The 609-nt window shown below is 44.8% G+C and carries 1 protein-coding gene; it reads right to left on the bottom strand.

The window, feature by feature from the left end:
• Positions 1–609, bottom strand: a 609-nt coding sequence (locus ACS8FC_RS18985; RefSeq protein ID WP_439297933.1) for a baeRF3 domain-containing protein, incomplete at both ends; no start/stop codon positions are given.

The following is a 609-nucleotide window of genomic DNA, read 5'->3' as shown; positions in this document are numbered from 1 at the left end:
TCGCCCATGATATCTTGTGGCATAAATACAGCCTCACCACCATTATGGATAACATGCTCAATGATTTCACCGATTGCGTCATCAGTCACGCCTTCTGCGCTAGCGTCACTTGCAAGGCTTAGAGTTTGCGCTTTTTCATCAATTTTGGCAGATTGGATATAGCCACGACGTACATAGAGAGTTTCGCCAGCGCCTTGGAATGCGCTACGATATACTTCCTGTAGATCAGTTTGCAACATGTTTGCACCGCGGGCTTTGTCTATCTCGCCTAAAGCAGCATGGTGTAATGATGTACGATATTCTTCTACCGCTTCTTGTACACTATCAACGATATGCTGAGCGCTACCATCTTCTAGATTGGTGGCATTCGATACGGTAGCAATGATGTTATCTGGACGATCACAGACTTCTTTATAGTAACCGATGTTTTTGGCGTCACCAACGATCACGAGTGGCATTTTGTGCTCACCCCATAGCTCTTGTACGCTTTTATCGACTTGGTTAAAGTATTCTTTTAAGTGGCTGCTTTCATTATTCGATGAGCGATCTGATCCGCCGTCACCTGTGGTATATAGCCCATTATTCTCAACAGGGAACTGGATGTTTTCC

The sequence above is a fragment of the Psychrobacter sp. 1Y4 genome, from assembly GCF_051847555.1.
The sequence above is the reverse complement of the archived record's forward strand: the minus strand, read 5'-3'. Positions and strand labels throughout refer to the sequence as shown.